Origin of the sequence: Pseudomonas sp. Irchel s3f10 (assembly GCF_900187515.1) — a bacterium.
GTDB lineage: Bacteria > Pseudomonadota > Gammaproteobacteria > Pseudomonadales > Pseudomonadaceae > Aquipseudomonas > Aquipseudomonas tensinigenes.
The window spans coordinates 87,437-109,567 of record NZ_FYDZ01000009.1 but is presented as its reverse complement, the minus strand read 5'-3'; the positions used below and the strand labels follow the sequence as shown (position 1 = coordinate 109,567).

At 55.7% G+C, this 22,131-nt stretch carries 22 protein-coding genes and 1 pseudogene; 15 read left to right on the top strand and 8 right to left on the bottom strand.

Annotation, left to right across the window (positions count from 1 at the left end; translation table 11 throughout):
* The first annotated feature begins 82 nt into the window (after positions 1-82).
* On the top strand, positions 83-940 hold the full coding sequence (locus tag CKW17_RS19575; protein WP_095121099.1) for a LysR substrate-binding domain-containing protein: 858 nt from the start codon (positions 83-85) through the stop codon (positions 938-940).
* A gap of 86 nt (positions 941-1,026) precedes the next feature.
* Here the strand turns inward: CKW17_RS19575 and CKW17_RS19570 are convergent, their stop codons facing one another.
* Positions 1,027-1,692, bottom strand: a complete 666-nt coding sequence (locus CKW17_RS19570; RefSeq protein WP_095121098.1) for a ribonuclease T2 — start codon at positions 1,690-1,692, stop codon at positions 1,027-1,029.
* A 165-nt stretch (positions 1,693-1,857) separates the two neighbouring features.
* On the opposite strand from CKW17_RS19570, the gene CKW17_RS19565 reads away from it, so the two are divergent.
* From CKW17_RS19565 to CKW17_RS19545, 5 genes are all read left to right on the top strand, one after another.
* A complete protein-coding gene (locus CKW17_RS19565) occupies positions 1,858-2,328 on the top strand; it encodes a hypothetical protein (RefSeq protein ID WP_095121097.1) in 471 nt (156 codons plus the stop codon).
* Between the two features lie 49 nt (positions 2,329-2,377).
* A complete protein-coding gene (locus CKW17_RS19560) occupies positions 2,378-3,343 on the top strand; it encodes a phospholipase D family protein (protein ID WP_095121096.1) in 966 nt (321 codons plus the stop codon).
* A 73-nt stretch (positions 3,344-3,416) separates the two neighbouring features.
* Positions 3,417-5,114: a copper resistance system multicopper oxidase gene (locus CKW17_RS19555; protein WP_095121095.1), complete on the top strand. Its 1,698-nt coding sequence runs from the start codon at positions 3,417-3,419 to the stop codon at positions 5,112-5,114.
* A gap of 11 nt (positions 5,115-5,125) precedes the next feature.
* Positions 5,126-5,992, top strand: a complete 867-nt coding sequence (locus CKW17_RS19550; protein ID WP_095121196.1) for a copper resistance protein B — start codon at positions 5,126-5,128, stop codon at positions 5,990-5,992.
* A 106-nt stretch (positions 5,993-6,098) separates the two neighbouring features.
* Complete coding sequence (locus CKW17_RS19545) at positions 6,099-6,890, top strand: transporter substrate-binding domain-containing protein (protein ID WP_176470097.1); 792 nt, start codon at positions 6,099-6,101, stop codon at positions 6,888-6,890.
* A gap of 3 nt (positions 6,891-6,893) precedes the next feature.
* Here CKW17_RS19545 and CKW17_RS19540 read toward each other — a convergent pair whose 3' ends face one another.
* The gene (locus CKW17_RS19540; RefSeq protein WP_095121094.1) at positions 6,894-7,106 is read right to left on the bottom strand and encodes a hypothetical protein; all 213 of its coding nucleotides are present in this window, start codon (positions 7,104-7,106) and stop codon (positions 6,894-6,896) included.
* A 119-nt stretch (positions 7,107-7,225) separates the two neighbouring features.
* Positions 7,226-7,726 (bottom strand): Lrp/AsnC family transcriptional regulator, encoded by a 501-nt coding sequence (locus CKW17_RS19535; protein ID WP_093433799.1) that lies wholly within the window; start codon positions 7,724-7,726, stop codon positions 7,226-7,228.
* A 119-nt stretch (positions 7,727-7,845) separates the two neighbouring features.
* On the opposite strand from CKW17_RS19535, the gene CKW17_RS19530 reads away from it, so the two are divergent.
* From CKW17_RS19530 to CKW17_RS19520, 3 genes are all read left to right on the top strand, one after another.
* On the top strand, positions 7,846-8,880 hold the full coding sequence (locus CKW17_RS19530) for a histone deacetylase family protein (RefSeq protein WP_095121093.1): 1,035 nt from the start codon (positions 7,846-7,848) through the stop codon (positions 8,878-8,880).
* A gap of 50 nt (positions 8,881-8,930) precedes the next feature.
* Positions 8,931-9,983, top strand: a complete 1,053-nt coding sequence (locus CKW17_RS19525; protein WP_095121092.1) for an ornithine cyclodeaminase — start codon at positions 8,931-8,933, stop codon at positions 9,981-9,983.
* A 127-nt stretch (positions 9,984-10,110) separates the two neighbouring features.
* Entirely contained in the window at positions 10,111-11,526 is a 1,416-nt protein-coding gene (locus tag CKW17_RS19520; protein WP_095121091.1) for an amino acid permease, read from the top strand.
* 44 nt (positions 11,527-11,570) lie between these two features.
* Here the strand turns inward: CKW17_RS19520 and lepB are convergent, their stop codons facing one another.
* From lepB to CKW17_RS19505, 3 genes are all read right to left on the bottom strand, one after another.
* Positions 11,571-12,368, bottom strand: coding sequence for a signal peptidase I (gene lepB / locus CKW17_RS19515; RefSeq protein ID WP_095121090.1), 798 nt, complete (start codon positions 12,366-12,368; stop codon positions 11,571-11,573).
* Between the two features lie 81 nt (positions 12,369-12,449).
* Complete coding sequence (locus tag CKW17_RS19510) at positions 12,450-12,857, bottom strand: hypothetical protein (protein ID WP_095121089.1); 408 nt, start codon at positions 12,855-12,857, stop codon at positions 12,450-12,452.
* 147 nt (positions 12,858-13,004) lie between these two features.
* The gene (locus CKW17_RS19505; RefSeq protein WP_007915520.1) at positions 13,005-13,367 is read right to left on the bottom strand and encodes a DUF6124 family protein; all 363 of its coding nucleotides are present in this window, start codon (positions 13,365-13,367) and stop codon (positions 13,005-13,007) included.
* Positions 13,368-13,977: 610 nt separating this feature from the next.
* Between CKW17_RS19505 and CKW17_RS19500 the strand changes: the two are divergent.
* Together CKW17_RS19500 and CKW17_RS19495 are read left to right on the top strand one after the other, a co-directional pair.
* Positions 13,978-14,188: pseudogene (locus CKW17_RS19500) on the top strand (hypothetical protein).
* 248 nt (positions 14,189-14,436) lie between these two features.
* Positions 14,437-15,822, top strand: a complete 1,386-nt coding sequence (locus CKW17_RS19495) for a HEPN domain-containing protein (RefSeq protein ID WP_095121088.1) — start codon at positions 14,437-14,439, stop codon at positions 15,820-15,822.
* 262 nt (positions 15,823-16,084) lie between these two features.
* Here the strand turns inward: CKW17_RS19495 and CKW17_RS30005 are convergent, their stop codons facing one another.
* Positions 16,085-17,221, bottom strand: coding sequence for a glycine-rich domain-containing protein (locus tag CKW17_RS30005; protein ID WP_141234579.1), 1,137 nt, complete (start codon positions 17,219-17,221; stop codon positions 16,085-16,087).
* A gap of 388 nt (positions 17,222-17,609) precedes the next feature.
* Between CKW17_RS30005 and dusA the strand changes: the two genes are divergently transcribed.
* Both dusA and CKW17_RS19475 read left to right on the top strand, forming a co-directional pair.
* Positions 17,610-18,596, top strand: a complete 987-nt coding sequence (gene dusA, locus CKW17_RS19480; protein WP_095121085.1) for a tRNA dihydrouridine(20/20a) synthase DusA — start codon at positions 17,610-17,612, stop codon at positions 18,594-18,596.
* Positions 18,597-18,671: 75 nt separating this feature from the next.
* Positions 18,672-19,043: a DUF2388 domain-containing protein gene (locus CKW17_RS19475; RefSeq protein WP_095121084.1), complete on the top strand. Its 372-nt coding sequence runs from the start codon at positions 18,672-18,674 to the stop codon at positions 19,041-19,043.
* On the opposite strand, the gene CKW17_RS19470 is transcribed toward CKW17_RS19475, so the two are convergent.
* Positions 19,044-19,877, bottom strand: a complete 834-nt coding sequence (locus tag CKW17_RS19470; RefSeq protein ID WP_095121083.1) for an undecaprenyl-diphosphate phosphatase — start codon at positions 19,875-19,877, stop codon at positions 19,044-19,046.
* A gap of 505 nt (positions 19,878-20,382) precedes the next feature.
* On the opposite strand from CKW17_RS19470, the gene CKW17_RS19465 reads away from it, so the two are divergent.
* Positions 20,383-21,123, top strand: a complete 741-nt coding sequence (locus CKW17_RS19465) for a winged helix-turn-helix domain-containing protein (protein ID WP_095121082.1) — start codon at positions 20,383-20,385, stop codon at positions 21,121-21,123.
* A 279-nt stretch (positions 21,124-21,402) separates the two neighbouring features.
* Positions 21,403-22,035: a helix-turn-helix domain-containing protein gene (locus tag CKW17_RS19460; RefSeq protein WP_095121081.1), complete on the top strand. Its 633-nt coding sequence runs from the start codon at positions 21,403-21,405 to the stop codon at positions 22,033-22,035.
* The last annotated feature ends 96 nt before the right edge of the window (positions 22,036-22,131 follow it).

Genomic DNA, 22,131 nt, shown 5'->3' with positions numbered 1-22,131 from the left:
CAGCTTATGAGCGCTCGGTGATAGTGTGAAATTAAATAAATAGCCGATTGTCAGTTGAAAACCCACTATCGAGAGCACCGCCATGCTGGACCTGGAATTGCTGAAAACCTTTGTCTGCGTGGTCGACGAAGGCAGCTTCACCCGCGCCGCCGAGCGCGTACACCGGACCCAGTCGACGGTCAGCCAGCAGGTGCGCAAACTCGAAGAGTTGGTCGGCCACGGCCTGCTGCTGCGCGACCGTACCGGACTGAATGTCGCCGTCACCGAGCACGGCGAACTGCTGATCCACTACGCCCGCCGTTTGCTCGCGCTGTCTGCCGAAGCCACTGAAGCCTTGGCCAGCGACCTCGATCTGGAAATCCTGCGTATCGGCATGCCGGAAGACTTCGACGCGCGGCGCATGGCGCTGATCCTTGCAGGCTTCACCCGCAGCCATCCGCAAGCGCGGCTGGAAACCCTCAGCGGCATGAGCCTCGATCTGCGCCAGCGTCTGGATGCCGGCGACATCGACATCGCCCTGATCAAACGCGAACCCGACAGCGGCCCGGCGTGGGCGACCTGGCCGGAGCGGCTGGTGTGGGTCAAAGGTGCGGAGTTTGATTCGTCCACTGGCGTGTTGCCGTTGGCGTTGTTTCCGCAAGGCTGCCTGTATCGGCAGCGCGCCATTCGTTTGCTCGATGTTGCCCAGCGCCCCTGGCGGGTCGCGTTCGGCAGCCACAGCCTGACCGGGATTCAAGCAGCGGTGGCCTCAGGGTTGGGAGTGTCGGTGCTGCCGATGTCGGCGGTGTTGCCTGAGCATCTGGTGTGTACGGATCTGCCGGAACTGGCGCCGACGGAATTGGCGTTGGTTAGTCGTGATGGGGTTTTGAGCGGGTTGCAGCGCGGTCTGGTGGAGTTTTTGCGTGGGGAGTTGGGGGTGGATGCCGCTGGATTTGCCTGATAGCTCAGGCTTGTCGAAAACCCTGTGGCGAGAGAGCTTGCTCCCTCGCCACAGAGTCAGTGTGGTCCTTTCGACCTCGAGTCAGATCAACGCGACGGCGGCACCCGGATATCCCCCGCCCGGCACTGGGTTTTCACGCCCTTGCCACAGGCGCCGAACTGCAAATCCTTGCCCATGCACACGCGCACTTCCGACAGTTCCGGGCCGCTGCAAATGACCGCGATGCCATCCGCCGGAATCCCCGGGTTGGCCTTGCGGAACAGGTCAGCAATTTCCTGAGCTTCGAAGTAATAGGAACTGCTGAACGGTTGCAGTTCATCGGGGATTTTCACCGCCGCCACGGCTTTGTCCGCTTCATCCAGATAACCCATCGCGCCGAGGCCGCTGCAGGTGCCGTGCTTGGCCCATTCGTGGTCGAGCAGTTTTTTGGTCGGGAACAGCGTCAGGCCCTGGCTGGTTTGCGCCGCGTTCAGCGTGGTCAGCGGTGGGCAGGATTCCGGCCAGCCACCCTTGGCGTATTGCGGCCACAAACCGTGCAGCACGAAGCCGTAGCCCTTGCCCGTGCACTGCGAGTCATCTTTGTGCGTCAAACAAAAGGTCGGCGACCAGGACAACGCCAGCAGGTAGTAATCGAACACCCCCGCCACCGATTCCGCCTGGGCCTTGCTCGACTGCGATTGGCGCGCCGAACTCAAACCGATGCTACCGGCCGTCAGCGCAATCACTGCCAAAATTGTAAACAGCTTTTTCATCTACCCGCTCCTTGGGACGCCTGCGTCCGTGGTTTTCGATCCTGACCCGACTTGGCCAGCGCTGATTTCGACACGCTTGTGTTGCAAGCGCATGACGCAAGGCAACGCCGTACACCGTTGAAAGGTCTACGATTAACAGGCAGACATCAAACCAAGGGATCCGAAATGAGTAAAGCAGACGAACTCGCCGCCAAACTCAAACAAACCCGGCACACCCACGCGGATGCCGCGCTGGAGATCGATTGCTGGCCGGCGCAGGTGTACGACTTGTACCACCGCATCGAGGCGTGGCTGCAGCCGGTCACCGAGGTTGGGTTGAAGATTCGCCGCAATCCGACCCACGTTTGCGAAACCTCACCCGATGGTGAGCCTCACGATTACGCCATCGACCAACTGGTGATCGAGGCCAATGATCGAAGCCTGACATTTGATCCCATCGCACGGTTTACCGAGGATGGCGCCGGGCGAGTGCAAATCACCCTGGAAGACAGGAACACCTATCTGCTGCGCACCGTTGATGAACACCATGAGAGCCACTGGTGGTTGCAAACCGTCGAAACCGGTCAGGAGCTGGATGCGATTGCGCTGACCGAGAACAACTTGTTGCAGGTAGTGCAGGAAGGGCTTGGCCTCTAGGGTCAACAACCCCGGCAGAATTTCTTTTAACCCTCTCAGAGTTGTACTGATGACACGATTGATTCAAAACCAGCAACAACTCGCTCAATGGGCGCGCGAAGTCAAAGGTTCACTGGATATTGCCGTAGCCTTTTGGGGCGAAGGCGCCATTTCGGAACTGGGTCTTGATCAACGCCAGGGGGACGTCCGTATTCTGCTTGATCTGTCCGCGGGGGCAACCAACCCCGCAGTGGTAAGACATCTGCTCCAACTGCATCCAGAGAAAGTTCGCAGCCTCCCCCGACTCCATGCCAAGGCTTATATTGGCGAAAACGAATTGATCGCAGGGAGCGCCAATGCGTCAGCCAATGGCTTGGGCATTGAGGGTCAGGCAGCCAATCACTGGATCGAACTCGGCATCCTCACAGACGATACAGTGGCGTTACAGGACGCCAAGCGCTGGTTCAGTGAACGCTGGTCTGAGGCGCGGACCATCGATGTCGGCAGTGACTACTTCAAACGTGTCGAAGCGGCTTGGGCAGCTCGGCAAAAAATCCGGCAGGTGCAAGACACCCAGCCTGACTCGCTGATCGCGGCGGCAATTAAAAACCCTGAAGCTTTCGGCTCAGAACGCTGGTTTGTCACTGTCGACATTCACGATATGTCCACCAAAGGCAAAAAGGCTCTGGCGCAAAAGTCGAAGGAACTGGGGCAACCAGCATTTGGCTGGGAGAGCTGGAGCGATATCCCGCAGAATGCACACTTCATCAGCTTCTATCACGATGGGGAGCAGTTCTGTTTTGCTGAAGAGGACGGTGCCAATGAACCCGTCTTTTACTCGGCTGCCGGGCAACCCGAGTTCATGCAGTATGTGAGCGCCAGTCATATTCCAGGTTTCAAAAACAACCTGGGAGCGCTGCACGAATGGCTACCGCTGTTACACAAAGCCAAAGCGAGCACTGCCAACTGGAAGTCCGAGGGTGGAATGTGCATGGATCTCGGGACGTTTGCCGCGTTAAACCTGTCAAAACTGTAATCCCCGCCTCAGCCAACTGAAAGCCGGCGCTGGTTAGCCTTCCCGTCATGAGTCAAACGGGGATTTCCAGCGCATGCCTTCCAACCCATCACGACGTACCTTCGTCAAAGGCTTCGCCGCCGGCAGCCTGCTCGGTGGCCTCGGCCTGTGGCGCACGCCGGTCTGGGCGCTGAATGCGCCCGGTCAACTGCATGAACTGAGCGGCAGCGACTTCGAACTGTTCATCGGCGAAACCCCGGTCAACTTCACCGGCAACCCACGCACGGCGATGACCATCAACGGCAGCCTGCCCGGCCCGCTGCTGCGCTGGCGCGAAGGCGACACCGTGACGCTGCGGGTGCGCAACCGGCTAACAGCCAGCACCTCGATTCACTGGCACGGGATTCTGCTGCCGGCGAACATGGACGGCGTGCCGGGCCTGAGTTTTCACGGCATCGAACCGGGTGGCGTGTACGTCTATCAATTCATGGTGCGGCAGAACGGCACCTACTGGTATCACAGCCATTCCGGGTTGCAGGAACAGGCCGGCGTCTACGGCCCGCTGGTGATCGACGCCAAGGAACCGGAGCCGTTCCAGTACGACCGCGAGTTCGTGGTGATGCTCAGCGACTGGAGCGACGAAGACCCGACCAGCCTGATCAAGACCCTGAAAAAACAGTCCGACTACTACAACTTCGACAAACGCACCGTCGGCGATTTCATCAACGATGTCAGCGAGAAAGGCTGGGGCGCCACCGTGGCCGATCGCAAGATGTGGGCAGAAATGAACATGAATCCCACCGACATTGCCGACGTCAGTGGCGCCACCTACACCTTCCTGATGAACGGCCACGCGCCCGATTCGAACTGGACCGGCCTGTTCCGCCCCGGGGAAAAACTGCGCCTGCGCCTGATCAATGGCTCGGCGATGACCTACTTCGATGTGCGTATTCCGGGGTTGAAAATGACCGTAGTTGCGGCGGATGGCTTGCACGTCAAACCGGTCAGCGTCGATGAACTGCGCATCGCCGTGGCCGAGACTTACGACGTCATCGTCGAGCCGGATGCCGAGGCGTACACCCTGTTTGCCCAGGCCATGGATCGAACCGGTTATGCCCGTGGCACCCTCGCCCCTCGCGCCGGGTTATCTGCGCCCGTACCGGGTCTGGACCCGCGCCCACTGGTGACCATGGACGATATGGGCATGGGCGGCATGGATCACGGTTCGATGGACATGAGCGCCATGGATCACTCGACGATGGGCCCGATGCAATCCCATCCCGACAGCGAAAAAGACAATCCTCTGGTGGACATGCAAGCCATGACCACCGCGCCAAAACTCGACGATCCAGGCCTCGGTCTGCGCAACAACGGCCGTCGCGTGCTCACCTACGCCGACCTGCGCAGCACCTTCGAAGACCCGGATGGCCGCGATCCGAGCCGCACGGTCGAACTGCACCTGACCGGCCATATGGAAAAATTCGCCTGGTCGTTCAACGGCATCAAGTTCTCCGACGCCGAACCTTTGCGCCTGAAGTACGGCGAGCGCATCCGCCTGGTGCTGGTCAACGACACGATGATGACCCACCCCATTCATCTGCACGGCATGTGGAGCGATCTGGAAGACGAAAACGGCGATTTCCAGGTGCGCAAACACACCATCGACATGCCGCCCGGCACGCGCCGCAGTTATCGCGTGACCGCCGACGCACTCGGTCGCTGGGCCTATCACTGCCATCTCCTGTACCACATGGAAACGGGCATGTTCCGCGAAGTGCGGGTGGAAGAATGAAGGGGCCGTTGATGACTCGACTCGCCGCGTTTTCCTTGCTGCTGGTCGGCAGTTCGGCGATGGCCGCCGGCGACATGCCGGGCATGGATCACAGCCAGATGTCCGACATGGATCATTCCGCGATGCAAAGCATGGACGACGGCATGATGCAGCCCGCCGCCCCGACGGAAAGCCGCACGCCGATCCCGCCACTGACCGATGCCGACCGCGCCGCCGTGTTCACCAGCCCCGGCGGCCATCAGGTCGACAGCGCGATCAACGGCTACTTCCTTGCCGACAAACTCGAATGGCAGGACGCCGATGACGGCAGCGCCTTGGCCTGGGATCTGTCCGGCTGGATCGGTGGCGACATCAATCGTCTGTGGCTGCGCTCCGAAGGTGAACGCAGCAACGGCAAGACAGAAGACGCCGAGCTACAGGCGCTGTGGGGCCATGCGATATCGCCGTGGTGGGACGTGGTCAGCGGCGTGCGTCAGGACTTCAAACCCGGCGCACCACAGACCTGGGCCGCGTTCGGCCTGCAGGGCATGGCGCTGTACAACTTCAAAGCCGAGGCCACTGCGTTCATCGGCGAAGGCGGCCAGAGCGCGCTGCGGTTCGAAGGTGACTACGACATCCTGCTGACCAATCGCCTGATCCTGCAGCCCACCGCTGAACTCAACGTCTACGGCAAAGACGATGCGCAACGGGGTATCGGTTCCGGGCTTTCCAACAGCGAAGTCGGCTTGCGCTTGCGCTATGAAATCCGCCGCGAATTTGCGCCGTACATCGGCGTGACGTGGAACCGCACCTACGGCAACACCGCCGATTACGCCCGCGACGAAGGCGAGGATCGCAGCGAAGCGAGGCTCGTGCTTGGCGTGCGGATGTGGTTCTGAATTCCCTTAGAGAACAACAAAGAGGTCTTGCATGCGCAGCGGGATGACACCCGGGAAAGCCTTTCACTACACTGGGCCACCCTTCCTTCTCGGAAACCCGATCTCAATGACAATTCTAAAAAGCACAATGATCTTCTGCGGTGCACTCACATTGGCCACCGCCGTTCAGGCCCAGGAACCCCCTTCGCACCTCGACAGCATCCAGCAACAAGGCCAGTTGCGCGTCTGCACCACGGGCGACTACAAGCCCTACACCTTCAAACGCACCGACGGCGACTTCGAAGGCATCGACATCGCCATGGCCCGCTCGCTGGCCGACAGCCTTGGCGTCAAAGTCGAATGGGTGCAAACCACCTGGAAAACCCTGATGCCGGACATGCAGGCCGGCAAGTGCGACATCGGCATGGGCGGCATTTCGGTGACGCTGGAGCGGCAGAAAAAAGCCTACTTCAGCAACACCCTCGACACCGACGGCAAGATCCCGCTGGTGCGCTGCGCCGATGTCAGCAAGTACCAGACGGTCGAACAGATCAACCAGCCCGACGTGCGCCTGGTCGAACCCGCCGGCGGCACCAATGAAGCCTTCGTTCACGCCTTCCTGCCCAAGGCGCAACTGGCCCTGCACGACAACGTGACGATCTTCCAGCAACTGCTCGACAATAAAGCCGACGTGATGATCACCGACGCCTCGGAAGCGCTGTATCAGCAGAAACTCAAACCGGGCTTGTGTGCGGTGAATCCGCATCAGTACATGCAGTACGGCGAGAAGGCTTACCTGCTGCCGCGCGATGACATCAGCTGGAAACTGTACGTCGATCAGTGGCTGCACTTGAGCAAAGTCACCGGCAGATATCAGCAAACCCTCAGCGAGTGGATTGCCGTCCCTGCCGCGCAGTAATCCTCAATCGTCATGCAACATCCCGGAGCTGTACTGATTGAGACTGCTGCCGATACTGTTGCCACCAAACTTCAACGTATTGGCGTTGTGCCCCTCCGGCGACTGACAGTCGCTGGAGAAACAACTGGTCGTGGTCAGGCCACCCGCGCCGGAACACGCACTCAACACCGATACTGCAGCAGCAATCAACAGCACTTTGACGACATTCAGGCGCATGGCACGATTCCCCTCGGGATGAACAGCGACGATCTTGTCTCAGCAGACTAGGCCTGCTTCGCACGCGGCAAGATGAAACTTTGCTGATCGACAGCAGCGGTTCAGCATCGCCCGCCCGTTCAATCCTTTCCCGGTTTAGGGATTGCAATCCGGCTACCGGTCTTGACCTCGCGCAACGCCAGGCTGGACTGAATGGAGGCAATCCCCACCTGACGCCTGAGCACCTGCTCGATGAAGTCGCTGTAGCTATCAAGATCCTCCGCCAACACCTGCAACACATAATCGGCATCGCCGGTGATCTTGTGACAGGCCACCACCTGCGGCAATTGCGCAATCACCGCCTCGAAAGCGTCCGGGGCATGGTCCGCATGGGTGGAAAAACGAATGTGCACGAACGCCATGATATCCAGCCCGAGCATTCGCCGATCAAGGTTGGCCTGATAGCCCTTGATGACCCCAGCCTCCTCCATGCGCTTGCGCCGTCGCCAGCACGGCGTAAGGCTCAGCGACAGTCGCTCGCTGAGTTCAGCATTGGAAATACTGGCGTCTTCCTGCAACAACTCAAGAATCGCCAGGTCGGTTTCGTCGAGGCTGATGCGTTTGGATATTTTTTTCTGCATGACGCCATTCCTGAGTAAAAACGCCCGATTAATCCACCAAACCACGAACACAAAGCAAAGAAAGCGCAGCCCAGCCGGAACAGAATATTTGCACTGGCTAACAATAACGGATGCGCAGAATGTTTACAGTTTTCAGTGATTCCCACCGTTTGCACCACGGCACCGAATTGAAAGACGGCGTGCTCAAACCGTCGTTCGAACAACCGAGTCGGGCCGACACCGTGCACAACCGCGTCAAACAGGTCGGCCTCGGGCAGATCGTCGAACCGCGTGCGTTTGACCGCTCGTGCTACGTCAACGCGCACAGCGAGCGTTACGTCAGTTTTCTCGAAAGCGCCTGGGGCGAATGGTGCGCCACCGGTCGCACTCACGACGCCTTGCCACTGGTCTGGCCGGTGCGCGATCTGGCCAACGAGGACGTACCAACGTCCATCGACGGCAAGCTCGGCTTCTATGCCATGGATGCCGGCTCACCGATCACCGCGACGACTTGGCAAGCGGTGAAAACCAGCGCCGATATCGCCCTCACTGGCCTGGCATTGATCGACGAAGGCCACGACAGTGCCTTCGCCCTGTGCCGTCCGCCCGGCCATCACGCCGCGCGCGAATACATGGGTGGTTATTGCTACCTCAACAACGCCGCGATTGCTGCGCAACAAGCCATCACCCAAGGCGCCAAACGTGTCGCGGTGCTGGACGTCGACTTTCATCACGGCAACGGCACGCAGAACATCTTTTACCAGCGCAGCGACGTCATGTTCGTCTCGTTGCACGGCGAACCGGCGGTGTCCTATCCGTACTTCTCGGGCTACAGCCACGAAGTCGGCGCGGGTGTCGGCGAGGGTTACAACCTCAACTATCCCCTGCCGAAAAACACCACATGGGAGAGCTATCGCAACGCCCTGCTCCACGCCTGCAAAAAGCTCCAGCAGTTCGCGCCTGAAGTGCTGGTGATTTCCCTCGGTGTCGACACGTTCAAGGACGACCCCATCAGCCACTTCCTGCTGGAAAGCGATGACTTCATTGGCATCGGCGAACTGATCGCCAGCGTGGGCTGCCCGACCCTGTTCGTGATGGAGGGCGGCTACATGGTCGATGAAATCGGCATCAATGCCGTCAACGTGCTGCACGGTTTCGAGAGCAAACGCAGCTGAGCCAGCCCTCGCTCTACAACCTTTCAATGACTGGATCGGAGAACAAGAACATGACGCTTTTTATTGATGTCGATAATGCTGCACGCCTGTTCACCCAAGTCGGTATCCGCCGCGCCATCCGCGAAATGGCCGGCTACATCGAAGCGGACTACGCACGCTGGGCGCAGTTTGATAAATCGCCGCGCACGGCCAATCACTCGGCGGACGGCGTGATCGAGTTGATGCCCACCGACGACGGCCAGCAGTACTCATTCAAATACGTCAACGGCCACCCGAACAACGGCCAGCAGAACTTGCTGACGGTCATGGCCTTCGGGCTTCTGGCGGATGTGCAGAGTGGCTATCCGACCCTGCTCAGCGAACTGACCCTGACCACCGCCGTGCGCACGGCGGCCACCTCCGCGCTGGTGGCGAAATCGCTGGCTCGTCCGGATTCGATCTCGATGGCCCTCATTGGCAACGGTGCGCAAAGTGAATTCCAGGCGCTGGCCTTTCATGAAATGTTGGGCATCAACGAAATCCGCATCTTCGATATCGATCGCGAAGCGTCCCTCAAACTGAAGCACAACCTCGCCGCGTTCCCGGACATCGACGTGATTCTGGCCAGCTCGGTGAAGGACGCGGTCAAGGGTGCGGAAATCGTCACCACGGTCACCGCCGACAAAGCCTACGCAACCATTCTGACGCCCGAGATGATCGAGCCCGGCATGCACATCAACGCGGTCGGCGGTGACTGCCCGGGTAAAACCGAACTGCACGCCGACATCCTGCGCAACGCCCGGGTCATCGTCGAGTTCGAGCCGCAAACGCGCATTGAAGGCGACATTCAGCAACTGGCAGCCGACTCCCCGGTGATCGAGTTTTTCCGCATTGTGCAGGGCGAAGTCACCGGACGCGAAAACGATGCGCAGGTAACGGTCTTCGATTCGGTGGGTTTTGCCCTGGAAGACTTTTCCTCACTGCGCTACCTCAACGACCTCGCTCAGGCGCAACAAATCGGCCAGCGCATCCACCTGGTGCCGAGGCCGGCCAACATCAAAAACCTCTTCCAGCTGCTTGATACGCAACCGGCCAAAACCTCGCGTCTGCGCACCGTCAGTTGATCGCTAATCGCCGCCCCCCAGCCACAGGGGGCGATTCACCTTGTGATTAGCCGCTGCACCTCTAACAAGAACACTCGACACCTACTTTCTGCCAAAACTCAAAAACATAAAATCAAGAGGTTTTGCAATGAAATCGACCCCTTCCGGGCTGCCTGAACAGCCCGCGCTGCAGCGTACGCTCAGCAATCGTCACATCCAGTTAATGGCCATGGGCGGTGCCATCGGGACCGGCCTGTTCATGGGTTCCGGGAAGATCATCGCCCTCTCCGGGACGTCGATCATCCTCATCTACATGATCATCGGCCTGTTCGTGTTTTTCGTCATGCGCGCCATGGGCGAAATGCTCCTGTCCAACCTCAACTTCAAAACCTTCGCCGACTTCGCCGGTGCCTACCTCGGCCCGCGCGCGGCGTTCTTTCTCGGCTGGTCGTACTGGCTGAGCTGGAGCGTCGCGGTGATCGGCGACGCCGTCGTGGTCGGCGGCTTCTTCCAGTACTGGTTCCCCGACGTCCCGGCGTGGATACCCGCCGTCGGCATGCTGGCGACCCTGTTCGCACTCAACGTGCTGACCGTCAGGCTGTTCGGTGAAGTGGAATTCTGGTTCGCGATCATCAAAATCATTGCCGTCGTAACCCTGATCGGCGTCAGCACCGTGCTGATTGCCAGCTCGTTCGTCTCGCCCAGTGGCGTCACCGCGTCCCTGAGTCACCTGGTGGACAAACAGGCGGCGTTCCCCAACGGCTTGTTCGGCTTCTTCGCCGGATTTCAAATGGCGATCTTCTCCTTCGCCGGCACCGAGCTGATCGGCACCGCCGCCGCCGAAACCCGCTCGCCAGAGAAGACCCTGCCCAAAGCCATCAACTCGATTCCGCTGCGGATCATCCTGTTCTACGTGCTGGCACTGACCTGCATTATCGCCGTGACCTCGTGGCAGCAGGTCTCCCCGGTCAAGAGCCCGTTTGTCGAACTGTTCCTCGTCGCCGGGTTTCCCGCAGCGGCCGGTATCGTCAACTTCGTCGTCCTGACCTCCGCGGCATCGTCGGCCAACAGCGGCGTGTTCTCATCAAGCCGCATGCTGTTCGGACTGGCCAACCAGGACAACGCCCCCGGCATATTCCGCCGACTGTCGAGCAACAGCGTGCCGCTGCTGAGCCTGGCGTTCACCACGCTGTTGATGCTGGTCGGCGTACTGGTACTGTTCATCGTGCCGGAAGTCATGACCGCATTCACCATCGTCTCCACCGTGTCGGCGATTCTGGTGATCTTCACCTGGTCGACCATCCTCGCGTCTTACATCGCCTACCGGAAAAAACGCCCGGATTTGCATGCGAAGTCGGCTTACAAGATGCCCGGCGGCGTGCCGATGGCTTGGTTTTCGTTGGCGTTTTTGGGGTTTGTGCTGGGGTTGCTGGCGTTGCGGCCTGATACGCGGATTGCGCTGATGGTCATGCCGGGGTGGTTTGTCTGGTTGGCGATTGCTTACCAGTTGACGCGGTTGAGGAAGCCGAAATCTGCGGTTGAGTCGGCGAGTCAGTTTGGTTAGATCTGCGAGTGAAAGCCGTCACCTTAAAGTGACGGCTTTTGGTCTCACTGAAAGGCCGTGCCAATCCTCGATCGATCCTCTGAAAACCAGATTCCGGTGACTTTACCGGTAATGTCTTCGAGTGCGACCTGGCCCATAAAGCGGCTGTCGTTACTGACATCGCGGTTATCACCGAGCAGATAAACATGGTCCTTCTCGACCACCGTCGGCGGTGTTTGCAGATAACGAGGATCCTTCACGCGATCTGGCGGCGCAAAGAACAGCCCCATGTTCTCGCCGTTGCGAATGACCTTACCGTCAACAATCGACAAGGTATCGCCACCCACTGCCGCCACACGTTTGACCGCCTCCGTGCCGTTGTAGCGATAAGTCACAATGTCGCCCACCTGCGGCGCGTCGATGCGCATTTTGGTGACGATATAGTCACCGATCGAAAGGGTCGGAACCATGGAGCCAGAGGGGATGAAGTAAGTCTTGAACCCCAGCGTCGGGCCTCGCAATGGCCCCAAAAGCACCAGCGTGAGAATGACCAGCGCCACCACGTAAAGCACATGGAAACGGGTACTTGGACTCGACACCGGACGGTCGTTTTTGCGCACCGACATCGCTGCTGCCGTGGCCGAACCGAGTTTCACCAGAACGATAAAGGTAGCGAAGACATACAGGCCCACTGGCGTGGCAGGCACCCCGCAAACACCGAGTAAAATCACCCCCAGATAAAGCAAAGCGGCAACACGCACCGCCCACTTCACCTGACCGGCGTACACCAGACCCCAGCCGGCGACCAGGCACGACATCACAAATGCTTGCAGCGGCAACTTCGGCTTATCAGGAGCAGACATAAATTCTCTTCACGTAAATAGCTAACAATCAAGCGCCCGGCCTATTCAGCCAACAGGGCGCTACGGACAATGCAGAGGGGGTTATTTAGCGGAAAAATAACCGGTCGTGCGCAATTGCAGGCTGTACACCCAGATACCAAACACCAGTGCATATTCTTTGAACATCGGCAGAGTCAGCAGATGCACAACCGAACCGCTGTTCATCTGCGACAGAGAAAAGGCAATTCCCAGGATCAACGCCAGAACAAAGCACAGCGAGCTGATCTTCTTTCTCGCCAGCAACAGCAAGCCGCCGACAAACATCAACAACGCCACCACGCAGACGTTCAACAACATCAGGAACGAAATATCCCCTTCCCGCGCTTGTTGAATCCCGTCATGAGCCACCCACAGGCCGGCCTGAATCAACACGACAAAGCAATAAAAAACGGCCATGAAGACAACGGCGGGACGCGTGTTGTACCAAGCTTGGGACGATGTAGCTTCCATGGTGCGGCGACTCCTGAGTAAAGGCGCGGAATGCTACTAAATGGCCATCACCGTGTCCATTTACTCGCCCTCCTCCCGGCTGTATTGCTCAGCGCCAACAGCCCCTCCGTGGCAACGGCTGAGCCGCTCGCCACAGAGGGAATTGATTTACGCCTTCACCTCCACGTTATCCAACGCCTGATTCACCGCCAACTCGCCCAACATCACCACCTGCGCAATGCCCAGCGCGGTTTTGCGGTGCGAGGGGTCAAGTGCTGCGGCGAAGTTGTTGAGCATTTCCGAGGCGGAACTCAGCGTTTCGCTAGCATTGGCCAATAGGGATTCCGAGTCGTACTTTGGGTTGGCGAGATACATGCGCTCGGGTTCGTTGACGCTGGCCATGATGTGGCCGGCGGGAAGGAGGTAGTGATCGAGCGCGCGCTCGGCGGCTTCGTGGAGTTTTTTGGGGTTGAGGGAATCGTAGGGGGATGCGGGGTCGGTTTCTGGTGGGTTGGGCGTTACTTTGAACATAGATGGAACCTCTAGCGCGATTACTAAAAGAAGCCATCACCCACGCTACCAAACGATGGGTGGCGGCCATACGCGGGTTGGTAGACCGGTCGCACTAGAACCCGGCGCCCACGAATGGGCCCCACGCATGACCACCATGAAATCCGAGTCCTGAGGAAGCGACTGAAATTGGTGATGCAATGCATCTAGACACGAAGCGGGCTACCAAACCCGATCACTGGTTTTCAGTGATGTGGGGACGATAGAACCTGCGGGCTAGACGCACAAGCCGGGGGATTCTGTCTTAGGTGTAGGGGGAGGCGCAAGGTGGTGTAGGCTTAGGACTACGGCAACAAGCTTCATTTAAACATATGTGTTTTTTCTGTTTGGAAAGACTCTAAGAGCACGCTGATCGATTCAAATACGGAGAGCCCCTCGCTCCTTAATTAAAGCGCTGTCCATAGCTCCGATGATGGATTGGGCGTAGCCCCTCATTTGCCCCCCGGGCCACCCTGGCTCATCACTCGAAACCACAATGGTTTGTAGCAATTTCTAATTGCATGCATCAATTACCGCGCACAAAGCGCGCTACCGGTACTAAGCTCTTTCTTTTTCGAAAGGAGTCGATGCTATGGCAGACGAATATTCGTTATCGGATGTGCTGGAGAGGATGTACCAGAGTCAGCTCGGTCTGGAAGCAGCCTTGATGGAGCACACGCTTCATGCTGAACAGCAAGGTTTGGCCGAGGCGACAACGTTCGGGGGCCTTGTGGGCGATTGGAGAGAATGCTGGGCATATCAAGCAAGGACTTGCCAGACTTAAGGGAAAGAGCGAGGGCTAGCTTGAAGTTTTCTGCGCCAGATCCGGATTATCCAGCACCTGATAGTGTCAATTCGCTTTCGGTCATAAGTAGAATATTCCTCTAGGTCGTGGCCGTAGGGTTATTGCCTGTCATAGCAAGGCTAAACTTATGAACGCTCCCTATTTTACGACGGCCATCTTGATACTAGAATAAAATTTCATCCACCAAATGGAATCTTTACCGCACCTTATGGCGCGGACTTTTAGCCCATACTCAAAGGACTTCGCATGAGAATTGAAGAAGAATACAAAAAAACAGGCTACTTCTGGTTGCCGGGACAGGAAGAAAAAAAGATCCCTGGAGTGCTTTCAATTGATGACGGTGGGAAAATTGAATTGGAAGTCGTCGGAAACTTCAGTGAGAGCATTGCATCGGCAAATGACAATGATGATATAAGTCGAATAATTGGTTTTGTCGAAAAAGACGGAATACTAACGCTCGACGACTGTTTTTACACTATAAGAAACGGCCTATTTGGGGGCATATCCAAATCAAAAGTTCGGGCGAACAGGGCTTTCATCGGAGCTGCGTGGAATAAAGAAGAAACCGTAACATTTAACAGCCTCTCATTTTCCGTCGATTGTTTAGATGAGTGGGTTGGCATCAGTGGTATTCACGTAGCTAATGACTGGGATAATGACACCGCAACAATTAGCTACAATCCGCCTGAAAAAATAAGCTTCTCTCTCGATAATGGGATGAAGCTTGAAATCTGTTTCGCATATACACTCCCTGGCTTTCCAAATATTACAGAAGCCAAAATCACACAGCGAGCGTATTTAAGACTTACCTCAGTAGAACTGCGCGAACTTAATGAATTTACAGCAATCGCGTTCAAAATAACAAACTTAATGTGCTTTGCAATGGATGAAGTTGTCTCATTAAAAAGCATGTCGGCAACATCCTCACAAATTCAGCGTACCGTGCAGGAAAAACAGCACCCCATCCCAATTTCAATATATTACCAAAGCATCCCATTCCATGAAAAAAAACCAAAGAAAACCTGGCATGAGATGCTTTTTAATTTTGGCTCCATCAAAACTAATGCCCAGCAAGTAGTCAACAACTGGCTAAATGCTTATGATTATCTATATCCCGCACTGAACTTATATTTCTCTACAAAAACTGGGGCTCAAAAGTATCTGGAGGGTAAATTTCTAGCACTAGCGCAGGGCTTGGAAACTTATCATAGGAGAACAAGCAACGAAACGCTCATGGAACTAGCGCTTTTTGACTCCTTGGTCGAGGAAATTATAACAGGATGTCCTGAAAATCATGCTGAATGGTTGCGTGGTAGGCTGACGCACGGAAATGAAATCAATCTTTCCAAGAGATTAAAAAGAATCACTGATCCGTTCAAAAAACACCTAGGTACTAGCGCTGAAAGGTCCAAGATGTTAAGAAAAATAGTAGACACCAGAAATTACTTGACACACTACAGTGAAGAACTTAAAGACAACTCCGCTAAAGGACGAGACCTTTGGGTACTTTGTCAAAAAATGGAAGTTATATTCAGCTTACACTTTCTAAAAGTCATCGGATTTACTGCAGAAAAAATAGATGTCGTCGTCGAAAATTGCTATCCGCTTAAACAGAAGCTGGATGCAATCTGACAACCTACTTTAAGTTATTACTCGGGCATTAGTCGCCTATACTATGTCCTTTAAAGATCCAGTGCATTTCCTCAATGCACCGGATAGGGATTCGAACCCGTTCCGGCTCATCCATAGGCCGCCTAAGGTCAGCAAATAGTGGGTGCGCAACATTTAGCTGCGGTGCTGAACGGCCTATAGCGGCCCTGAATCTGCCCTAAATTTTCCCTAACTAGCTAGTGAGCTACCGCCGAAAATCTCGTTACGCAGCGCTCACAAAATATCAGGCATCACCAATCCGAATTTCAACGGGCAATCGGGCAAATTCAAAATCACCAGACAAAACCCTCAAGCACCAGACGCCTGCCATGTTTGCTCGGAACTGCACAGCTATAGAATAGGTGAGATTGGCAACGAGCCTCTCCGTTCCCTTCGTCACATTCAGCGGTAGCCGGAAGACTTCATACCCATTCGGATCGTCTACGACGATATAAAAGGTAAGTTGCAAAGCCAATGGCATATAGCCCAGAGAAAAGATTACCGCGGTCGGCCAGCAGACGTCAGCAGGAAGTGCAGGATACTTCCAGAACTCTCCAGCGCCACCCAGAACGTTAAGCAGCGTGTTCGTAGGATGTATTACCTCCGCTATTACAATTGCGCAAACATTCAATCCTGACTCAATGTCCGTTGAGTTGGCCTCCCGAACTGTTGGAGGAAGCGCAAATCCTGGCAACCCTCTTTTTCCACCCTTAGCTATGATTGACCTAACTGTTTTTCCATCGGGCGTTATGAAATGTATCTCTGAGTCTTCTCCATTCTCAGCATGTTCGCCAGGATAACGTTGAGAAGCCCCCCCTCTTCCAACGACTAGCTTGACGGACAATGGCCCGTCAACAGATTCAAGCTCGCTCATGGAGAACTTCGCAACGAACCTATCCCCTCCACCCCCACCTTCGCCCCCCACCGCATTTTCATTTTCCGAACCGGCTCCCCCTCCGCCTGCACCAGGGTGATCGGCAAAGGGTAATTTGTAATCGAAAAGGCTAAGGTTAATCGGATCACCATAAAAATGCGTATCTCCTCCTTTTCCTCCGCCCCCTCCTCGAGCGTTCGTACCGATAGCTCCTCCACCGCCTCCCCCTGCACCCCGCGAATTTCCGCCTGCGCCTCCAAGCCCCAATACTGAGTCAGCTATCGTGATGATGTGCTCGGATGCAATCAATGCTTCGTTTGCCATCTCAGAGTTTAGTATCCAACCTTGACCGCCTATCGCATCGAACTCGTTGAGTTGTTCCTGCTTCCAAGTTTTGAGTAACTCAGGTGGAAACGCGGCCGCTCTATTTGGTTGATCGACCTCCCATGCGTGCTCCAGACAGAGTATTAAAAGGTTGCTTGAAGACCGATTTTCTTGCTCGGTCATGTTCTCATCCCATCGCTCACCACCCTCGCTACGAGCACAGATATGGGCAACATTGGAATTCAAAGATCGCTCACCTGTTTCAGGATCAACTTTATAAAGCGGTCGCCGGCAAGATGGGTAGGCGCACCTAAATGCGTTTGCATACAGTGCTTTCACTGTCGCTGGAGATGGTGGGCGATGCTCTTTCGGCATTGCGAGCTTCCTTCAAGGTGTTGTCTGATCTTAGGCCAACTTTTCACCAGGCAAATAGGGACAAGACCACAATCTTCAGTCGATCCGTCTCGCCTCATCAGTGAGCAAGAGCACGTAGTAACGACGCGTAAGCCTCCGTCCTATCCCAATCCTGATAAACTCCCACTCCTTCACCCCTCTGATCCAGATTCCCCCAATGTCTCTACAACCCGCCCCACTCTCCCGCCGCTTCTCCGTCGCCCCGATGATGGATTGGACTGACCGCCATTGCCGTTTCTTCCTACGCCTCCTGTCGAAGAACGCCCTGCTCTACACCGAAATGGTTACCACCGGCGCGCTCCTAAACGGCGATCACGAACGCTTCCTCCGTCACAACGAAGCCGAGCACCCTCTCGCGCTGCAGTTAGGCGGTAGCGTTCCGCTGGATCTGGCCGCCTGCGCCCGCATGGCTCAGGAACACGGTTACGACGAGGTCAACCTGAACGTCGGCTGCCCAAGCGATCGTGTGCAAAACAACATGATTGGCGCCTGCCTGATGGGGCACCCGCAGTTAGTGGCGGATTGTGTGAAGGCGATGCAAGACGCTGTGTCGATTCCAGTAACGGTAAAACACCGCATCGGCATCAACGGTCGGGACAGTTACGCGGAGCTGTGTGATTTCGTCGGCACCGTCCGTGATGCCGGGTGTACCAGTTTTACCGTGCATGCGCGGATTGCGATTCTGGAGGGGTTGTCGCCGAAGGAGAATCGTGACATTCCGCCGTTGCGCTATGACGTGGCGGCGCAGCTAAAGGCGGATTTTCCGGCGTTGGAGATTGTGCTGAATGGCGGGATCAAGACGATGGAGGCTTGCCATGAGCATTTGCAGACGTTCGACGGTGTGATGTTGGGGCGTGAGGCGTATCACAATCCGTATTTGCTGGCGGAGGTGGATCAGCAGTTGTTCGGCAGTTCGGCGCCGGTGATCAGCCGGGCTGAGGCGTTGGCGCAGTTGCGTCCTTATATAGCTGAGCATTTGCTGGCCGGTGGGGCGATGCATCACATCACGCGCCATGTGCTGGGCCTGGGCACGGGGTTCCCGGGGGCGCGGAAATTCCGTCAGTTGTTGTCGGTGGATATTCACAAGGCCAAGGATCCGCTGGCGTTGCTGGATCAGGCGGCCGAGTTGCTTGAAGGTCGTTGATTGATGGTTTGAATGTGCGGGTGACGCATGAGCGTTGCCCGGTGTTTTGTTGTACTGACAGGATGTCTTTCGTTTATGCCCGCGTTTAGTTTTTCTGCTTTCAAGCGTTTCACCCTCCTCGCCTTGTTCAGCTTCACTTCCGACGGTTATGCGCACTGCGATGGCTTTTGCATGGGCCGCACTGATACGCCGTGGGAGGTGACGCAGTTTTCCGGCTTCACTTTGGTGTCTTTAATCCTTGCACCTATTTCGTCTAGCCAGGAAACGACCGACAGTCACAAGCGTGTTTACTCTGCTGAAGAACAGGAAGATGCGCGACTCTATCTGGCCAGCGACGGCATGCTGCAGGCCGCGTATTTCACCTCGGCCTTGCAGCGCTACCGCCAGGAGTCGGCGGATTCGGCGTTAAACGATCTCGCCGTTGCCGCGTTGATCAGCAGCCAGTGATCAGGCTGCCGCTACTGCGGTCCAGTTGACCCAGCCAAACAGCCACGTTGCCAGAATCAACAAACCAAACGCGATCCGATACCAGGCGAACGCGGCGTAGCTGTGGTTGGCAATAAACTTCAGCAAGCCGCGCACGGCGATCATCGCGAAGATGAACGCGGTGACGAAGCCGAGGGCGAAGACTGGCAGGTCGTTGGGCTGGAACAGGTCGCGGTATTTGTAGCCGGAGTACACGGCGGCGCCGACCATGGTCGGCATGGCGAGGAAGAACGAGAACTCGGTGGCGGCTTTGCGCGACAGGCCGAAAAGCAGACCGCCGATGATGGTCGAACCGGAGCGCGAGGTGCCGGGAATCATCGCCAAGCACTGTACGAAACCGACCTTCAGTGCGTGAGACCAGCGCATATCGTCGACGTGTTCGACGCTGATCACATGGCTGCGCTGTTCGGCCCACAACATGATGATGCCGCCGACGACCAGTGCCACGGCGACGGTGATCGGGTTAAACAGGTATTCGTGGATCGCATCGGCGAACAACACGCCCAAGACCACGGCGGGCAGAAAGGCGATCAGCAAGTTGACGGTGAAGCGTTGTGCATTACGTTCGGTGGGCAGGCCTTTGACGATTTCAAAGATCTTCGGTCGAAACTCCCAGACAACGGCAAGAATGGCACCCAGTTGAATAATGATGTTGAACGCCATGGCGCGTTCGCCGCCGAATTCCAGCAGGTCGGCGACGATGATCTGGTGGCCGGTACTCGAGATCGGCAAGAACTCGGTCAGGCCTTCTACTGCACCTAATATCAACACCTGGAAAAGGGTCCAGAAATCCATTAATCCTCCGTCAGAGCGCTTTTGATGAGCGACCGGGTAATAACACTCAGGGGTTGAGTATCTGCAGTGAGACCATTGACATACATAAACGCAAAAGTTCATCAGCCATAAAGATTACGTCTTATTAAAAGACACACTCAAGCCATGTTAGTAATCGTCGGCTGACGAACTACGCAGAAAATATTTAGGCCTTTCTGCAGAAAAAAGTTGCTCGAACAATAAAGTGTGATCAATATCACATTATGCAGAGATGGCCAGACAGTGGCAGATGGACATAGACAAAGCCATCGCAATAAGCTCAAAATAGTGGCACCATTGCATATCGCCACCATCTAAGCAGTAGTTCACCCCTCCGAGAAAATCAACTAAAAGCTTGAAAAGCTTAATTATTGTTAGAAAACTCGCGAGACACGTCTAAAATCCGCGCAAATGTTACCAATTGTCAGTCACAGATGAGAACCGGTGCTTTAACATCCCGATGTCAGCACTTAATTCGAGTCAATGCATGATGCTCTCAGGGAACTTAGCGACTAGAAGTCCGCGCCCGACAAACGACGAACCTGGTGTTCTTACTCTGGGTCGTACCCGTGGCGTGGCTGAACATTTCAAAGCGCTAGTCGCCCAGCATTTACGCACTGATGTGGCGCTCGAAGCCGATGCGTACACTAGTTCATATCAGTTGAATGAACAGTCTGGTTCGTATCGAGCGATCTTCCTGGTTATCGACAGCCCACAGGCCCTCGAAGACAATCTTGCGCTGGTCGAGAACCTGCGCAGCGACAACTTGAAGCCGATCATTTGCGCGGTCATCACCGGTCGCGGCGCCTTCAACAAGATCAAATATTATCTGGCTGGCGCGGATGTTTGTATCAAGCTCAATACCCTTTCCGACGATAGCGCAGAGTTGCTGAGCGAGTTCTTCAACAGTGAAGAATGGCAACGCGATATCGATCTGACGCTTGATCCGACCCGTATCTGCCTGATGGGCACCAGCAAGAAACTCGATATCTCGTTTGCCGAAATGAAAATCCTCGAAGCGTTCGCGCAAACCAGTAATCACATTCTGAGCCATGATGAAATTGCCAGCATCATGGGCCTCAATACCAATTTCTACGACCCTCGCGCACTGGAGAAATCAATCAGTCGCTTGCGTGGAAAAATCAAGGACATGTATGGTACAAACGCGATTCAGAGCATTCGCGGCTATGGCTATCGCCTGCTGCGGGGTCTGATATCGACTGCCTGACTCTCGGGCAGCCTTCCCTTTTGCATACGTACGAAGGATCGTCTGATGCAACCATATAGCTCCCGTTCTGCTTCACGCCTGTTTGAAATCAAGCAATTGAATGAGCGCGACAACACGACCCATAACAATAAAACTCCATAACATAGCAGCAGATCGAGTGGAATTTATCGAGGGCCAATCTTGGGCCCAGACCCTGCCTATCGATTACTTCCGAGGAAGTCATTGCTCGCCTGCCGATTTTTCTTTTAGCCAATTTTGGTGTGTATTTAGGAGAGAGACATGGAAACTAGTACAACCCTCCCAAGGAAATATTTTGTTGTCGTGACTCACAGTACAACGTCGCAACGTGAACTGGAGAGCATGCTGTCCAGTGAACGTTTCAATTCGTTTGAAGGGGTGGATTCGCCCTCTTCCGCTCCAATGGTGATGGAGTTCACATATCCAAACATCAGTCGAAAAAATATTGCGCGCAGTATTGAACACGATACTCAGCGAATATTGGCCACACTTGAGTCCGAATGGCGGGCAGCGCAATCGGCCAATCCCTTCCAGAATGTCCCGGCGATAAGCGCGGAAACCCGCAATATGCCGCCCGCCATTGAAGGTGATATGCCTGGCAATGAAACCTGGCATCTCAACCCTGATCAGGGTGCACTGGTCAAAGAAGGTGTTGAAATCAGCCTGACTGGCCTGGAAACAGCATTGGTCAGGAAAATGCTCAGCCATGAAGAGCGTGTTGTCAGTCGTGACGAGCTGATTCTCAGCATCGGTCGAGAACCGGAACAATATCGCGGCCTGGAAATGTGCCTGAGTCGTCTGCAAGACAAATTCAAAAGCGCCAGTAATGGTGAGCGACTGTTTCGTGCCGTCAGAAATCGCGGTTATTGCCTGATTCAGGAAGTCGTCGCGTAACCACGAAAATCTCCACGAACAGAACAAACAGAAAAAGTGCGATTACAAAAACAACAAGAGCACTCTGTTTGGCTAGATCCTCCTCCCTGAATTAAA

Bases quoted from the DNA above. Each gene is read 5' to 3' on its own strand.
- CKW17_RS19575 (WP_095121099.1), top strand. From the start codon at position 83: ATGCTGGACCTGGAATTGCTGAAAACCTTTGTCTGCGTGGTCGACGAA.
- CKW17_RS19460 (WP_095121081.1), top strand. From the start codon at position 21,403: ATGGAAACTAGTACAACCCTCCCAAGGAAATATTTTGTTGTCGTGACT.
- CKW17_RS19540 (WP_095121094.1), bottom strand. From the start codon at position 7,106: ATGCGCCTGAATGTCGTCAAAGTGCTGTTGATTGCTGCTGCAGTATCG.
- CKW17_RS19555 (WP_095121095.1), top strand. From the start codon at position 3,417: ATGCCTTCCAACCCATCACGACGTACCTTCGTCAAAGGCTTCGCCGCC.
- CKW17_RS19535 (WP_093433799.1), bottom strand. From the start codon at position 7,726: ATGCAGAAAAAAATATCCAAACGCATCAGCCTCGACGAAACCGACCTG.
- dusA (WP_095121085.1), top strand. From the start codon at position 17,610: ATGTCTCTACAACCCGCCCCACTCTCCCGCCGCTTCTCCGTCGCCCCG.
- CKW17_RS19520 (WP_095121091.1), top strand. From the start codon at position 10,111: ATGAAATCGACCCCTTCCGGGCTGCCTGAACAGCCCGCGCTGCAGCGT.
- CKW17_RS19470 (WP_095121083.1), bottom strand. From the start codon at position 19,877: ATGGATTTCTGGACCCTTTTCCAGGTGTTGATATTAGGTGCAGTAGAA.
- CKW17_RS19565 (WP_095121097.1), top strand. From the start codon at position 1,858: ATGAGTAAAGCAGACGAACTCGCCGCCAAACTCAAACAAACCCGGCAC.
- CKW17_RS19545 (WP_176470097.1), top strand. From the start codon at position 6,099: ATGACAATTCTAAAAAGCACAATGATCTTCTGCGGTGCACTCACATTG.
- CKW17_RS19560 (WP_095121096.1), top strand. From the start codon at position 2,378: ATGACACGATTGATTCAAAACCAGCAACAACTCGCTCAATGGGCGCGC.
- CKW17_RS19550 (WP_095121196.1), top strand. From the start codon at position 5,126: ATGACTCGACTCGCCGCGTTTTCCTTGCTGCTGGTCGGCAGTTCGGCG.
- lepB (WP_095121090.1), bottom strand. From the start codon at position 12,368: ATGTCTGCTCCTGATAAGCCGAAGTTGCCGCTGCAAGCATTTGTGATG.
- CKW17_RS19465 (WP_095121082.1), top strand. From the start codon at position 20,383: ATGATGCTCTCAGGGAACTTAGCGACTAGAAGTCCGCGCCCGACAAAC.
- CKW17_RS19570 (WP_095121098.1), bottom strand. From the start codon at position 1,692: ATGAAAAAGCTGTTTACAATTTTGGCAGTGATTGCGCTGACGGCCGGT.
- CKW17_RS19510 (WP_095121089.1), bottom strand. From the start codon at position 12,857: ATGGAAGCTACATCGTCCCAAGCTTGGTACAACACGCGTCCCGCCGTT.
- CKW17_RS19475 (WP_095121084.1), top strand. From the start codon at position 18,672: ATGCCCGCGTTTAGTTTTTCTGCTTTCAAGCGTTTCACCCTCCTCGCC.
- CKW17_RS19495 (WP_095121088.1), top strand. From the start codon at position 14,437: ATGAGAATTGAAGAAGAATACAAAAAAACAGGCTACTTCTGGTTGCCG.
- CKW17_RS30005 (WP_141234579.1), bottom strand. From the start codon at position 17,221: ATGACCGAGCAAGAAAATCGGTCTTCAAGCAACCTTTTAATACTCTGT.
- CKW17_RS19525 (WP_095121092.1), top strand. From the start codon at position 8,931: ATGACGCTTTTTATTGATGTCGATAATGCTGCACGCCTGTTCACCCAA.
- CKW17_RS19505 (WP_007915520.1), bottom strand. From the start codon at position 13,367: ATGTTCAAAGTAACGCCCAACCCACCAGAAACCGACCCCGCATCCCCC.
- CKW17_RS19530 (WP_095121093.1), top strand. From the start codon at position 7,846: ATGTTTACAGTTTTCAGTGATTCCCACCGTTTGCACCACGGCACCGAA.